The organism is Pseudogemmobacter faecipullorum, assembly GCF_020539525.1.
Classification (GTDB): Bacteria; Pseudomonadota; Alphaproteobacteria; order Rhodobacterales; family Rhodobacteraceae; genus Pseudogemmobacter; species Pseudogemmobacter faecipullorum.
Window position 1 is genome coordinate 119,318 of the sequence record NZ_JACDXX010000002.1, and the last position, 14,332, is coordinate 133,649.

At 62.0% G+C, this 14,332-nt stretch carries 11 protein-coding genes; 6 read left to right on the forward strand and 5 right to left on the reverse strand.

Going from position 1 to position 14,332, the window contains the following annotated elements:
- Nucleotides 1-2: 2 nt before the first annotated feature.
- Nucleotides 3-899 (reverse strand): UTP--glucose-1-phosphate uridylyltransferase GalU, encoded by an 897-nt coding sequence (gene galU / locus H0485_RS02405; RefSeq protein WP_226933762.1) that lies wholly within the window; start codon nt 897-899, stop codon nt 3-5.
- Between the two features lie 285 nt (nt 900-1,184).
- The gene (gene cysQ / locus H0485_RS02410) at nt 1,185-1,991 is read right to left on the reverse strand and encodes a 3'(2'),5'-bisphosphate nucleotidase CysQ (protein ID WP_226933763.1); all 807 of its coding nucleotides are present in this window, start codon (nt 1,989-1,991) and stop codon (nt 1,185-1,187) included.
- Between the two features lie 178 nt (nt 1,992-2,169).
- Between cysQ and H0485_RS02415 the strand changes: the two genes are divergently transcribed.
- From H0485_RS02415 to radC, 5 genes are all read left to right on the forward strand, one after another.
- Nucleotides 2,170-3,000 (forward strand): ABC transporter permease, encoded by an 831-nt coding sequence (locus H0485_RS02415; protein WP_226933764.1) that lies wholly within the window; start codon nt 2,170-2,172, stop codon nt 2,998-3,000.
- Nucleotides 2,997-3,611 (forward strand): COG3650 family protein, encoded by a 615-nt coding sequence (locus H0485_RS02420; protein WP_226933765.1) that lies wholly within the window; start codon nt 2,997-2,999, stop codon nt 3,609-3,611. The genes H0485_RS02415 and H0485_RS02420 overlap by 4 nt, the downstream gene beginning before the upstream one ends.
- A gap of 250 nt (nt 3,612-3,861) precedes the next feature.
- Nucleotides 3,862-5,775, forward strand: a complete 1,914-nt coding sequence (dnaK, locus tag H0485_RS02425; protein ID WP_226933766.1) for a molecular chaperone DnaK — start codon at nt 3,862-3,864, stop codon at nt 5,773-5,775.
- Between the two features lie 72 nt (nt 5,776-5,847).
- Nucleotides 5,848-7,008 carry a molecular chaperone DnaJ gene (dnaJ, locus tag H0485_RS02430; protein WP_226933767.1) on the forward strand — a complete coding sequence of 387 codons (1,161 nt, stop codon included), beginning with the start codon at nt 5,848-5,850 and terminating at the stop codon, nt 7,006-7,008.
- A gap of 161 nt (nt 7,009-7,169) precedes the next feature.
- Nucleotides 7,170-7,949 carry a RadC family protein gene (gene radC / locus H0485_RS02435; RefSeq protein WP_226933768.1) on the forward strand — a complete coding sequence of 260 codons (780 nt, stop codon included), beginning with the start codon at nt 7,170-7,172 and terminating at the stop codon, nt 7,947-7,949.
- A 5-nt stretch (nt 7,950-7,954) separates the two neighbouring features.
- Here the strand turns inward: radC and H0485_RS02440 are convergent, their stop codons facing one another.
- The 3 genes from H0485_RS02440 to secA form a co-directional block, all read right to left on the reverse strand.
- A complete protein-coding gene (locus H0485_RS02440; protein ID WP_226933769.1) occupies nt 7,955-9,529 on the reverse strand; it encodes a phosphate ABC transporter substrate-binding/OmpA family protein in 1,575 nt (524 codons plus the stop codon).
- Between the two features lie 16 nt (nt 9,530-9,545).
- Nucleotides 9,546-10,394, reverse strand: a complete 849-nt coding sequence (locus H0485_RS02445; protein WP_226933770.1) for a hypothetical protein — start codon at nt 10,392-10,394, stop codon at nt 9,546-9,548.
- Between the two features lie 156 nt (nt 10,395-10,550).
- Complete coding sequence (gene secA, locus H0485_RS02450) at nt 10,551-13,286, reverse strand: preprotein translocase subunit SecA (RefSeq protein WP_226933771.1); 2,736 nt, start codon at nt 13,284-13,286, stop codon at nt 10,551-10,553.
- A 187-nt stretch (nt 13,287-13,473) separates the two neighbouring features.
- Here secA and H0485_RS02455 point away from each other — a divergent pair, with 187 nt between their 5' ends.
- Complete coding sequence (locus tag H0485_RS02455) at nt 13,474-14,319, forward strand: peptidylprolyl isomerase (RefSeq protein ID WP_226933772.1); 846 nt, start codon at nt 13,474-13,476, stop codon at nt 14,317-14,319.
- The last annotated feature ends 13 nt before the right edge of the window (nt 14,320-14,332 follow it).

Sequence of the window (14,332 nt, forward strand, 5' to 3'; positions counted from 1 at the left end):
GGTTACTGGGCCGCTTTTTGCTGCGCCATCATATCCTGCAGATAAGAGGAGAATTCCTCCTGCAGTTCGGGGCGCGACAGGCCGAAGGCCACGGTGGCCTGCAGGAATCCGGCTTTCGAGCCGCAGTCATAGCGCATGCCGCGGAAGCGGAAGCCGTAAACCCCGGTGCCGCCTTCGCCTGCTTCCTGCGCAATGGCATCGGTCAGCTGGATCTCACCGCCGGCACCTTCCTTGATGGTATCGAGGTTGTGCAGCACTTTGGGGTCAAGAATATAGCGGCCGATCACGGCGAGGTTCGAGGGCGCATCCTCGGCCTTAGGCTTTTCGACCATGCCACGGGCCCGCACGATCGAGCCCATATCCTCGGCAATATCGAGCACACCGTAAGACGAGGCTTTGGCGGGTGCGACTTCCATGGCGGCAACCATATTGCCGCCGGTCTGCTCATAGGCCTCAACCATCTGCGCCAGGCAGGAGCGCTCGGCGGCGATCACGTCATCGGGCAGCAGAACCGCAAAAGGCTCATCGCCGATCAGACGCCGCGCGCACCAGACCGCATGGCCGAGGCCGCGGGGACGGTTCTGGCGGACATAGGCGATGGCGCCCGAATCCATATTGGTATCTTCCAGAACGTCGAGCAGCTCGGTTTTATTCTTCCGCTTCAGCTCGGCTTCCAGCTCGGGCGCGCGGTCGAAATAATCCTCAAGCGCGCCTTTGCCGCGCGAGGTGACGAAGATGAACTCTTTAATGCCGGCGGCGCGCGCCTCATCGATCGCATATTGGATCAGAGGGCGGTCGACCAGGGTCATAATTTCTTTGGGAATAGATTTTGTGGCCGGGAGGAACCGCGTGCCGAGCCCGGCGACGGGGAATACGGCTTTCGTGACTTTCCTTGGCATGGTGCTACTTCTCGTTAAAGATGGCCAAACGCCAGTAATTGGCGTGTTTATTCTATATTCGGATCAATGTGTCCGGATTCGGGCGCGTTGATGTCATATCGGGAATAATCCAGGACCGTGCCGGGCTAAATGGGCGAAATCGCTGCCACCAGGCGATGAGCGGCTTTCCGCAGCCGCCGCCGTCTGATTGTCAGGCCTGGCTGTCCTGCCTCGATTCGGCTTTTTATCCGGGCTGGCCGGAACAGACCCCGGGCGCGGTTTTGCCCGGGGCGCGGGTGTGGGGGATTACTTCAGCTCAACCGCCGGCGCTCTGGCAATGAAGAACGGATTGCCAAAGCCGGGCTTGCCATAAAGCAGCGCGGCATGGCTTTCAAAATCCAGAACCTCGCCACCGGCGCCGCGCAGCAAGGCATCGCCCGCCGCCGTATCCCATTCCATGGTGCGGCCAAGACGCGGGTAGAGATCGGCTTCACCGGTGGCAACAAGGCAGAATTTCAGGCTGGAGCCCGCACTTTTCGCGTCTTTCACCTGATAGCGGCTGATATAATCATCTGTGGCGGCATCGCGGTGCGATTTGGAGGCGACGACCAGCAAAGCCGCATTATCCGGCGCGTTGTTGACAGAGAGCAGCCTTTGCGCGCCCGGAAGGGTGAGGTCAAAGCCGCCATCCTCGCCCGGCTCCTCTTCCACCGCCTGGCCATCGGCAAGGGTGTAGAACAGCCGCCCCTTTGCCGGGGCATAGACCACGCCGCGCAGTGGCACGCCGGCCTCGACATAGGCAATATTCACGGTGAAATCGCCGCGGCGCTGCACGAATTCTTTCGTGCCGTCGAGCGGGTCGACGATCAGGAAGCTCGAAGCCGAAAGGGCGTGGCTGTCGGCCTGTTCTTCGGTGATCAGCGTCACATCGGGGAAAGCCGCGCGCAGACCGGCCGAGATCAGCGCATCAGCGGCCTCGTCGGCTTCGGTTACCGGGCTGGCATCGCTTTTGGCTTTCACCGCGAAATCCGGCCCGTCATAGACCTCCATGATCCGTGCTCCCGCCTCGAGGGAAAGCTGGCGGATGGTCGAAATAAGCCGGTCGAAATCCATCAGAAACTCCCTCGCGGCCCGATGCGGGCGACAGTTGCTATAAAATCTTCGGGGCTTTATCTTCTGCCGGGACGCAAACGGCAAGTTTTGCTGAGGCTGCAGGCTGTCCGCAGGCATATTTCCTGCAAGAGCCCGGGGGCTGACGGATGCCGGGGCCAGCAGGGGTGGCGGGGGAAAGATGTTCCGACCAGAGGTGAAACGCCGGCCGTCGCGGATGCGCTCGGGCATCGAACTGATTGAGATTATTTATCACACCACCGTCTGGCAGCTGCGCGGCACGCATTCGAGCGCGGTGAAAGGCCTGGTGATGAATGTTATTCAGGCCGCGCTGGTGCTGACGATTTTCGTGGTGATGTTCGATATGCTCGGCATGCGCCGGGTGAAGATCAGCGGTGGCGATTTTGTGCTCTATGTGATGTCAGGCGTCTTTATGTTCCTGACGCATGTGAAGGCGCTCGGGGCGGTTTCAGGCGCCAGCTCGCCGACCTCTGCGATGATGATGCATGCGCCGATGAACCCGCTGGTGGCAGTGGTCTCGGCGGCCTTTGCGGCGCTTTACAGCCAGACCTTTGCCGCAGGGGTTATTCTGTTTCTCTATCACGCGGTGCTGGCCCCGGTTTACATCCCCGATCCGGTTGGGATGGTGGGCATGTTCATCCTGTCCTGGGGATCAGGGGCGGCGATTGGCCTGATCTTTTATGCGGCAAAGCCATGGAACCCTGACCTCGTGGGGATCCTGACCACGGTCTATCAGCGTGCCAATATGATCGCCTCGGGCAAGATGCTGGTGGCGAATTCGACCCCGGCCTGGCTGCGGGGCTGGTTTGACTGGAACCCGCTGTTCCATACGATCGACCAGGCGCGGGGCGACATGTTTGTGAATTACCTGCCCAGGCATACTTCGGTAGAATATCCGGTGATCGTCACCCTGGTCTGTCTCATGCTCGGGCTGATGGGTCAGTTTTTTACGCGTAAATATGCATCCGCCTCCTGGGGAAAACGTCGATGAAATACACCCGAGTCCTTCTGCTCTCTCTCTCCCTCGGTCTTGCGGCCTTCCCCGCCCTGGCGCAGCGCCTGCCGGGGCAATATGATGTTGCCCGTGTCGCCTCGACCGATGTGCTGAATATCCGCGCTGAACCCTCTGCCAAAGCACGGGTGATCAGTGAGATTGCCCCCTACACCACACGGATCGAAGTGCTGAAACTGTCTGATGATCAGAAATGGGGCCTGGTTTCGGCCGGAGAGGTCTCGGGCTGGGCCTCGCTGGCCTATCTTCAGGCCTCGGCCCCCGGGGCAAAGGGGGATGTGCCGCGCCCGCTGTCCTGCAGGGGCACTGAACCGTTCTGGAGCCTGAAACTGCCTCTGACCGGCGGGGCGGAATGGTCGACCCCTGATACGCCTGAGGTCGCGCTGAAAATCGTAAAGCAGGAGGTCACCGGCACCGGCTATGCGGGCAGCTATACGGCGGATGCCGGCCGCAGATTTGAGCTGGTGGTGACGCGGGAGCAGTGCAGCGACGGCATGTCTGACCGCATCTACGGCTTCAGTGCCCGCCTTCGTACCTCCGGCCCGGATCAGCAGAGCCTGACGGGATGCTGCACGCTGGACGCGCGCTGAGGCGAGGGGCCTTTGGGAACAAGGAAAGACAGCCGGGGCACACGCTTCGGCTGTCTTTCTGTTCATGGAAGGAGAAAGGGCGAAAAATCGCACCGGACTCGGCTCCGCAAGAGTTGCAGGCGGATTTTGCCCTGCCTATATACGCTCAGTCACAGGATGGTTCTTGCAGCCATCCGCTTTACCAGACCCGTCCGGGTGCCGAAGTTTCCGGGCCAGAACGGGATGATCGCCTGTAGAAAGGGATACAAACATGGCCAAAGTCATTGGTATCGACCTCGGCACTACCAACTCCTGCGTCGCCATCATGGATGGTTCGCAGCCGCGCGTTATCGAAAACGCCGAAGGTGCCCGCACCACGCCCTCGATCGTTGGCTTCACCGAAGGTGAGCGTCTGGTCGGCCAGGCTGCCAAGCGCCAGGCTGTCACCAATGCGACCAACACCGTCTTTGCGGTGAAGCGCCTTGTCGGCCGCCGTGTGGGCGATGCCGAAGTCGAAAAAGACCGCAAACTCGTGCCCTATAACATTGTCGACAGCGGTAATGGCGATGCATGGGTCGAAGTGCGCGGCGAGAAATATTCGCCCTCGCAGATCTCGGCTTTCATCCTGCAGAAGATGAAAGAAACTGCAGAATCCTACCTCGGTGAGACCGTCACCCAGGCCGTGATCACGGTTCCGGCCTATTTCAACGACGCTCAGCGTCAGGCTACCAAAGACGCTGGCAAAATCGCCGGCCTCGAAGTGCTGCGCATCATCAACGAGCCGACCGCAGCCGCTCTGGCTTACGGCCTCGACAAAAAAGAATCGAAAACCATCGCGGTCTATGACCTTGGTGGCGGTACTTTCGATATCACCATCCTCGAAATCGATGATGGTCTGTTCGAAGTGAAATCGACCAATGGCGACACCTTCCTCGGTGGCGAAGATTTCGACATGCGCATCGTCCAGTATCTGGCCGATGAGTTCAAAAAAGAGCATGGCGTCGACCTGACCCTCGACAAAATGGCGCTGCAGCGTCTGAAAGAGGCTGCGGAAAAAGCCAAGATCGAGCTGTCCTCGTCGCAGGCCACCGATATCAACCAGCCGTTCATCTCGATGGACAAAACCACCGGCCAGCCGCTGCACCTCGTGGTGAAGCTGACCCGTGCCAAGCTGGAAAGCCTGGTTGGCGATCTGATCGTCAAATCGATGAAGCCCTGTGCGGCTGCGCTGAAAGATGCGGGTCTCGCCAAAGGCGATATCGATGAAGTGGTTCTGGTCGGCGGTATGACCCGGATGCCGAAAGTCATCGAGGAAGTGACCAAGTTCTTCGGTAAAGAGCCGCATAAGGGTGTGAACCCGGATGAGGTTGTCGCCATGGGCGCCGCCGTTCAGGCCGGGGTTCTGCAGGGCGATGTGAAGGATGTGGTTCTGCTCGACGTGACCCCGCTGTCGCTGGGCATCGAGACCCTCGGCGGTGTGTTCACCCGTCTGATCGACCGCAACACCACCATCCCGACCAAAAAGTCCCAGGTCTTCTCGACCGCTGAGGATAATCAGAACGCTGTGACCATCCGCGTCTTCCAGGGAGAACGGGAAATGGCGGCTGATAACAAGATCCTCGGCCAGTTCAACCTGGAGCAGATCCCGCCGGCCCCGCGTGGCGTGCCGCAGATTGAGGTGACCTTCGACATCGACGCAAACGGCATCGTCTCCGTTTCGGCGAAGGACAAAGGCACCAATAAAGAGCAGCGCATCACCATTCAGGCCTCGGGTGGTCTGTCGGATGACGATATCGAGAAAATGGTCCGTGACGCAGAGGCGAATGCCGATGCCGATAAGGCCCGCCGTGAGCTGGTCGAAGCCCGCAACCAGGGGGAAAGCCTGCTCGACTCGACGAAGAAGTCGCTGAAAGAACATTCGGACAAGGTTGACCCCTCGACCGTTGAGGCGATTGAATTCGCGATGAGCCCGCTGGAAGACGCGCTGAAAGGCGAGGATGCCGGCAAGATCAAATCGGGGATCCAGAATCTGACCGAAGCAGCGATGAAGCTGGGTGAGGCGATCTACAAAGCCCAGGCTGCGGAAGCCGGTGGCGAGGATGAGGACGCACCCCGTCCGGTGGATGGCGATGATGATATCGTCGATGCCGATTTCGAGGATCTTGGCGACAACAAGCGGAAGTAATTCCGTTTTGGCCGAAAAGGGGGGCGGTCCGGATGCGGGCCGCCCTTCTCCGGTCAGGAGAGGGCTTTTGCTATGGCAAAACGCGATTTTTACGACGTGCTGGGAATTTCCCGCGGCGCTAGTCCCGAGGAAATTAAAAAGGCCTATCGCCAGAAGGCGAAAGAGCTGCATCCCGACCGCAATGCCGATAATCCCAATGCGGAAGCGCAGTTCAAAGAGGTGAACGAGGCCAATGACGTTCTGAAGGATGCCGATAAAAAGGCAGCCTATGACCGTTTCGGCCATGCAGCCTTTGAAGGTGGCATGGGTGGCGGCGGCGGTGGTGGCCGCGGCGGCTTTGGTGGCCAGGGCGATTTCGGATCGGCTTTCTCGGATGTGTTCGAGGATCTGTTCGGCGATTTCATGGGCGGGCGTGGCCAGGGCGGCGGTGGCGGGCGTTCGCGCGCGCAGCGCGGCTCGGATCTGCGCTATAACCTGCGGGTGACGCTGGAAGAGGCCTGGAGCGGCGTTCAGAAAACGATCAATGTGCCAACCTCGGTCGGCTGTGACACCTGCCACGGCTCAGGTGCCGAGGGCGGGGCGGAACCCCAGACCTGCGGCACCTGTGCAGGCATGGGTAAGGTCCGGGCGCAGCAGGGCTTTTTCACGGTCGAGCGCACCTGCCCGACCTGTTCGGGCACCGGCCAGATCATCAAGAATCCCTGCAAATCCTGTCACGGGGCAGGCCGGGTTGAGAAGGAGCGTCAGCTCTCGGTCAATATTCCGGCAGGTGTCGAGACCGGCACCCGCATCCGCCTTGCAGGCGAGGGCGAGGCCGGGCTGCGCGGCGGGCCGCAGGGCGATCTCTATATCTTCATCGAAGTGCGCGATCACGCCATCTTCCAGCGCGACGGCGTACATCTGTTCTGCCGGATCCCGATCTCGATGCCTTCGGCTGCACTCGGCGGCGAGGTTGAGGTGCCGACCATCGACGGTGGCCGGGCACGGGTGAAAGTGCCGGTGGGGGCCCAGTCGGGCAAACAGATGCGGCTGCGCGGCAAGGGCATGCCGGCGCTGCGCGGCGGCGGCACCGGCGATATGGTGATCGAGCTGGCGGTGGAAACCCCGGTCAATCTGACCTCGCGGCAGAAAGAACTGCTGCGCGAATTCGAAAAACTGTCCGAGGAAAACAACCCGGAAGGCTCAAACTTCTTTTCGAAGGTTAAAGGCTTCTGGGATGGGATGAAGGGCTGATCGCCCCCGGTCTTTTCGGATGTGGTTTACAGGGGGCCAGTGGCCCCCTGTTGCTTTTCAGCCCGCCCAGGCCCGGCTCCAGGTCTGGCTCTGGCCCGATGACGCGGCGGGACGGCCGCATATTAGCGAAAAATTATCATTTCCCGGCCTAGGCTGCGCGCATGGCAAAGCAGCAGGGTTTTTCTGACATGGCGCTTCCGCTCTTTTGTGCCCCTGGCGCAGAGGATGAGGCCCCGCCTGCGCCGCTGCCCGGGCGGGGGACGAAGCTGCCCTCTTATATTCAGGATCACCGCAAACGCCTGCGCAGCCGCTTCCAGGAGGGCGGGGCTCAGGCCATGCCGGATTATGAGCTGCTGGAAATGCTGCTGTTTCGCACCATCCCGCGCCAGGATGTCAAACCCCTGGTGCGGCAGTTGCTGGAGGCGTTTGGCGATATCAGCGGCGTGATCACCGCCGCTCCGGCCCGGCTTGCCGGGATCCCCGGGGTGGGGGAGGCGGTGGTTCAGGATCTGAAACTGCTGGAGGCAACGGCGCAGCGCCTGATGCGGGCGCGGGTGATGAACCGGCCCGTGCTCTCCTCCTGGGATGCTTTGCTCGATTACTGCCGCAGCCTGATGGCGCATCGCGAGACCGAACAGTTCCGCATTCTGTTTCTTGACCGTAAGAATGTGCTGATCGCCGATGAGGAACAGGCGCGCGGCACGGTGGATCATGTGCCGGTCTATCCACGCGAGGTGGTCCGGCGCGCGCTGGAGCTGAATGCCTCAGCGCTGATCCTGGTCCACAATCACCCTTCCGGCGATCCGACCCCTTCAGAGGCGGATCTGGCGATGACCGATCAGATCCGCGAGGCCTGTCAGGTGCTGAACATCACTTTGCATGATCACCTGGTGATCGGGCGCGGCCGTGAGATCAGCTTTCGCGCCAGTGGCTGGCTCTGAAGGGGTTAAAGCGGTTCGGGCCTGAAATCCGGCACCAGCCACAGCTCAACCCTTCGGTTCAGGCGCCGTCCGATCACCGTCTCATCACAGGCCATGGGCAGAGCCTCGCCAAAGCCCTCAATGCGCGGCAGCTCTTCCGGGCGCAGATCCGGCGCCAGTGCCGCCAGATCCTGCACCACCCGCGCCGCCCGGTCGCGCGACAAAGCGCGGTTGGCCCCGGCATCCCCGGCCCCGTCCGAAAATCCGGCAAGGATCAGCGCCTTGGCGGGGAATTGCTGTGCGGCGATCATCCGCGCCAGATGGCGCAGGTTCTCCTGGCCAGAGGCGGTCAGGATCGAGGTGCCCTCTTCAAAGCGGAAGGTCAGCGACAGCCGGTCCGCCCCCTCCATCACCTCGGCGAGGCGCTTCAGATCCTCGAGCGTGACATCTTCGCCCGCGCCGCGAATGGCATTGAGCAGCCGCAGCCCGTCGGCCGTCATTGGCGCGGCCTCGACCGCCCGGTCGATATAGCCCGCCTGTGCCACGGCCTGATTGGCGGCGGGTGTGGCCAGGAACTCAAGGAATTCACGCGCAAAAAGCGGCAGACGCCGGGGCGGGGTGACGAGGTATAGCGGCAGCGCCAGCGGATAATCCCCGGCCTTGACCGAAACCGGGCTGGGCAGCAGCGGAAAGCCACAGCTGTCGCTGAGCGGGGCAATCATCGCCGGGGCGACGCCGGTCTTGCCGGTGATGGCCAACGCCCAGGGGTCTTTGGCCACCGCCGCGGCAAGGCTGGCCATATCCTCATGCAGGACATCTGCCTTGACCGGCGCGCCCAGCCGTTCGGCCAGGGCGCGGCCCATATCGGTTTCGGGGGCAAGCGCATGCAGCACCACCGGCATATCCGGCCCGCCGAACTCGGACCAGTTGCGCGCGGTTCCGGCGAGAGCCGCGGCGAGAGCCGGGGTTGAAAGCCGGGGGGTGGGATTGCCCGGCGCCATGACCGGCACCATGGCATCGAGCGCAATCGGCCGGGCATCGGCGCCGCGCGAGGGCAAAGCGCTGAGCTCAAATTCAGCCGCCCCGGAATCGAGTGCGGCCCGCGCGGCTTCCGGGCTGGCGGCGGTGAAAGCAATATCGGCCAGAACCTCATCCCCGGCGGGGCTGGTGATCTGTGCCGCCCAGGCCTCGCCCGCGCCAGGCTCCAGGTCGCGGAAGGTCAGACCACGGGCGGTGGCAAAGCTGCGCAGCAGCCCGGGCATCAGGCTCAGCCCCGGATCCTCGGCCCCGATGATACGCAGCATGGCGCGGGGCGCGACCAGATCGGGGCAGGCCGGGCCTTCGCACATCACCCCCGAGCCATCGATGGTCAGCGGCCCCCAGGCGGTCTCGATCCGGTAAAATTCGCCATCATAGCCCTGCAGCCGGCCCGGGAGGACAATATTGCCCTCAAGCGAGCGCAGGGTGATGTCTTCGGCCCGGGCCAGGCCCGGTGTCACCAGGCCGGTCAGCAGCGCGGCCATAAGGATGCGCCGCATGGCCGGGAACAGCGGGGCGAGGCGCGCAGAGAAACCCGTCGCGTGACCGCGTATCAGCGACATATTCCCCCACAGGCCCTTAGTGCACGGCAGCCAGTGTCCTCTCCGGCACAAGATTCTTCAACACAAGAATATCGCCAATGGCATCGCAGCCGGGCATCGGCAGATGCAGATCGGCGCGGGTGATATCACCATGGCTGAGGATCACGACCTCGCCCAGCATCTCACGCCCGCAGGTGGCCAGGGTAACCTCGGCCTCTATCACCACTTCGGCCTGCAGGCCGGGGGTGGTGGGAAAGCTGTAGATCTCGGCCCGCATCGGCAGATCGGCTTTGGGATGGCCGAGCGAGGTCAGCTGGCCGGAAGTCGCGGCAAAGGGCAGGCCATAGGCCGCACCATTTTCAAGCGCGCGCAGCTGAAAGGCGTCATCACCGACGAACTGCACCACAAAGCGGCGCTCCTGCTCCAGCCCGCTCACCCCGGCGCTGGCACTGGCATAGGCTGCATCCGGGAACAGGGCAGAGACCCTGCCCTGGCTTTCCAGCGCCGGCAGGGTCAGGCTGATCCGGCCCTGATCATCGAGGCGCTCGGCAAAGACCAGCGGGCCATGGCGCAGGGTAACGCTCGCTCCGGCATGGCAGGGTGCATAGAGCTTCAGCCCGAGCAGAGCCCCGGGCCGGGGGCTGAGGCTGAGCAGTGGCTGGCAATCGCGGGCAGCTGTTGCGGGTGCCGCCAGGGGCGCTGGCGCCGCCGGGCTTTCTGCCGCTGGTCTCTCCCGCGCCGCGACCAGTTCGATCTGTTTCAGCACCGGCACCGCCGTTTCCGCCCCGGTCAGCCGAGCGGGCGGGCGGCTCTGCGCCCAGTGACCTGTCGCCAGAGCCAGGATCAGCAGGGCACCGGCGCGGCTGGCGCTGCGTTTAATCTGCATTGAAAATCCCCCGAGCGGTTCAATATGCCAGCTTAGGCGGCTGATCCGGGCAGGGGCATGGCAGAGCTGTGACCTCTTTCCCGAAGCGGCTTCGGAAAAATGCGAAAGGGCGGCCAGAGCCGCCCCATTCTGGTCTTATCTGTTAACAAACGCGGCTCAGCTGAGGCGGCCGTGGCAATGTTTGAATTTTTCGCCCGAGCCACAGGGGCAGGGGTCATTGCGGCCCGGCTCGCCCCAGCTGGTGGGATCTTCGGCGTTGAAACCGGGACGTGCAGCCGGGGCCGGTGCGGCAGCGGCAACCGGGGCGGCCTCAGCTCCGGCATCGGCGGCGCTTGCCTCGATCTGCGCCCCGGCCAGGGCCTGCTGCTGTGCCAGATATTGCGCCATCATGGTTTCCTGCTCTTCTTTCGAGAGCGGGCGGACGCGGGACAGCTGTTCCGTCACCTGCAGGCGCAGGCTTTCCAGCATCGATTCGAACAGCTGGAAGGCTTCGGTCTTATATTCGTTCAGCGGGTCGCGCTGCGCATATTGCCGGAAGTGAATCACCGAGCGCAGATGCTCAAGGCGCAGCAGATGCTCGCGCCATTTGCCATCGATCGCCTGCAAGAGAACCTGCTTTTCGATCTGCACCATCGTGGCCTGGCCGAAGGCTTCGGCTTTCTCGGCCATATACTGGTCGGATTTCTCAATCAGACGCTCAGCCATCACGCTCTGATCGACGCCTTCCTCTGCGGCCCAGTCGCTGACCGGCAGATCGAGGTTCAGCCGGTTGCGGCCAGCCTCGCGCAGACCATCGAGATTCCACGAATCGGCATAGGTTTTCGGCGGCATGAATTCATCGACCATATCGTCGATGACGTGATGGCGCATATCTTCGGCCACTTCCGAGACATGCTCGGCCTTCAGAATATCCAGACGCTGGGCAAAGACGGCCTTGCGCTGATCATTCATCACATCGTCAAAGCGCAGGAGCGATTTGCGCACGTCGAAGTTGCGGCCCTCAACCTTGGCCTGGGCCTTTTCGAGCGATTTATTCACCCAGGGGTGAACGATGGCCTCGCCCTCTTTCATGCCAAGCGTCGACAGGATCTTGTCGAGCCGGTCCGAGCCGAAGATCCGCATCAGATCGTCTTCCAGCGACAGGAAGAAGGCCGAGCGGCCGGCATCGCCCTGACGGCCCGAACGACCGCGCAGCTGGTTGTCGATACGGCGGCTTTCATGGCGCTCAGTGCCGAGCACAAAAAGCCCGCCAGCTGCCAGAACGGCGGCTTTCTCATCGGCATGCTGCGCCTCGATCTGCGCGCGGAGCGCGGCAGGATCAGCTTCAGGATTGGCGGCCAGCTCTTCGAGCACCTTCAGCTCGACATTGCCGCCGAGCTGAATATCGGTGCCACGGCCAGCCATATTGGTGGCGATGGTCACTGCGCCGGTGCGGCCCGCCTCGGCGACGATCTTCGCTTCCTGCTCATGCTGGCGCGCGTTCAGAACATTATGGGCAATGCCCTCTTTCTGCAGCAGCTCCGAGAGCATTTCGGATTTTTCAATCGAAGTGGTGCCGACCAGGATCGGCTGACCTTTTTCATGCGCCTCTTTGATGGTGGCGACGATACCGTCGAATTTCTCGCGCGCGGTGCGGTAAACCTGGTCGTGATCGTCCTTACGGGCGACCGGGCGGTTGGTCGGGATCTCGACCACACCCAGGCCATAGATCTGCATGAATTCTTCGGCCTCAGTCGCCGCGGTGCCGGTCATGCCGGCCAGTTTGCTGTAGAGGCGGAAGTAATTCTGGAAGGTTACCGAAGCGAGGGTGACGTTCTCGGGCTGGATCTGCACGCCCTCTTTCGCCTCAATCGCCTGATGCAGGCCATCCGAGAGGCGGCGGCCTTTCATCATCCGGCCGGTGAATTCGTCGATCAGGACGATCTCACCATCGCGCACGATATATTGCTGATCGCGCAGGAACAGCCGGTGCGCCCGCAGGGCCTGGTTGATGTGGTGCACAATTGTGGTGCTTTCGGGGGCGAAGAGGTGCTGCCCTTCCGGCAGGACCCCGGCGGCCAGAAGCAGCGCCTCGATATGATCATTGCCGGTTTCGGTGAAGGTCACATTGCGCGCCTTCTCATCGATGGTGAAATCTTCCTCGACCAGCGAGGGGATCAGCTTATCGATGGCGACATAAAGTTCGCTGCGGTCCTGGCTGGGGCCAGAGATGATCAGCGGCGTGCGGGCCTCGTCGATCAGGATGGAGTCGACCTCGTCAACGATGGCAAAGAAATGCCCGCGCTGCATCATCTCTTCGATTGAGCCCTTCATATTGTCGCGAAGGTAGTCGAAGCCCAGCTCGTTATTGGTCGCATAGGTGACATCAGCGAGATAGGCGGCACGCTTCTCGGCATCGCCCTGATAGGGATAGACCACGCCGGTGCTCAGGCCCAGTTTGGCATGGACCTTGCCGATCGTATCGGCGTCACGTTTTGCCAGATAGTCGTTGACGGTAACGACATGCACGCCCTTGCCGGCGAGCGCATTCAGATAGGAGGGGAAAGCGGCGACGAGGGTTTTGCCCTCACCGGTGCGCATTTCGGCAATATTTCCCTGATGCAGGAAAATACCGCCCATCAGCTGGACATCAAAGGCGCGCAGCCCGAGCGCGCGGCGTGCACCCTCACGGCAATTGGCGAAAGCCTCTGGCAGGATCGCGTCGAGGCTTTCGCCGCCCTCCTGCACACGCTTCTGATATTCGCGGGTTTTGGCCACCAGGCCCTCATCGCTGAGAGCGGCGAATTCAGCCTCAAGCGCATTGATCTTTGCCACCAGCGGGCGCGCCGCTTTGACTTTGCGGTCATTGGGCGAACCAAAGACCTTTTTAGCGAGCGTTCCCAGACCGAGCATGATCATTCCCTATGCGGCGGTTCTTGCAAAATCGTGTGCGGCTGTGACTTGCCCGCCCCTCGCGCCTTCCATAGAAAAGCCGGGAATAATCCGGTAAAGCCCGCCACATGCAACTGTCGCGATGTAAGGGCTTGAGCCGTTATAGTCAACGTTGCGCATCCCGCGCGATTGGTCAGGAGCTGGTGAAATGATCTATGGAATGCGTTCCGCTGCGGCGGTTCTGGCCCTTACCACGGTGCTGGGCTCTCCGGCCCTTGCCGAGGGCGAAACCGCTGATACCGTTATGGCAACGGTGAATGGAGTGGATATCACCCTTGGTCAGATGATTGCAGTGCGCGAGGGTCTGCCGCAGCAATATCTGGCTTTGCCCGATGACGCGCTTTTTACCGGCATTCTGGATCAGCTGGTCCAGCAGGAGGTGCTGGCGCAGTCGGTGACAGAGCAGAGCCGCCGCGATAAGGCCAATATCACCAATAATCTGCGCGGCTATCTGTCGGGCGTGGTGATTGCGGCGGCCTCGGAAGGGGTGGTGACCGACGAGGCTTTGCAGAAAGCCTATGACGAGAAATACGCTCAGGCCGAAGCGACGAAAGAATTCAGCGCGGCGCATATCCTGCTCCCGACCCGTGAGCTGGCGCTTTCGGTGAAAGAGCAGCTCGACGGCGGCGCAGATTTCGCCGAAATTGCAAAGGCCCAGTCGATGGATACCGGCTCGGGCGCTCAGGGCGGTGCGCTTGGCTGGTTCGGTCCGGGCATGATGGTCAAGCCTTTCGAGGATGCGGTGACTGCCGCTGAAATCGGCAAGGTCACCGATCCGGTCGAGACCCAGTTCGGCTGGCACCTGATCCTGGTCCAGGAAGTGCGCGATGCGGCCAAGCCGACGATTGATGATGTCCGCGATGAGCTGGCCTTTGAGATCGAGGATGCGGCGGTGCGGGCAAAACTTGAGGCACTGACCGCAGCGGCTAAGGTTGAGAAACCGGGCGCAGAGCTGGATCCGGCGCTGCTGAAAAACAGTGCGCTGATCGACTGAGCGGAGACAGGAA